This is a genomic window from Limosilactobacillus coleohominis (assembly GCF_016901675.1).
In the GTDB taxonomy this organism is placed as follows: Bacteria; Bacillota; Bacilli; order Lactobacillales; family Lactobacillaceae; genus Limosilactobacillus; species Limosilactobacillus intestinavium.
Window position 1 is genome coordinate 1 of sequence record NZ_JACJKU010000189.1, and the last position, 374, is coordinate 374.

General features: G+C 40.1%; 1 pseudogene. It reads left to right on the forward strand.

Annotated features, from left to right (window positions below):
* Positions 1–374, forward strand: a pseudogene (locus tag H5975_RS08865) (IS30 family transposase); the annotation flags it as partial.

A 374-nucleotide genomic window follows, 5' to 3' on the forward strand; every position in this document is an offset into this window, starting at 1 on the left:
TCGTCAATTAGGAGTGAACCACCAAACCATTAATAATGAGCTTAAACGTGGTACAGTTCGCCAAATTCGTCGTCAAAAATTCAATGGTAAGACTTACGATTACCCTTATCACATCTACAGTTATGAAGCTGGTCAGAATATTTATCTTAAATGCCACCAACGGTCCGGTCGTCCTCGTTTATATTACCGCTCAAAGCGTTTTTTACAATTGGCCGACCAATTAATGCTTGGTGAATTTGATGAGCATCGTTACTCTCCTCAAGCGGCTATTTATAAGGCACGTGATTTGATGAGTGATGATTCACTGATCCCTAAGTCTGTTGTGACTTTGTATCAGTGGATTAATGATGGTGTATTCCGTACGTCTAACTTGG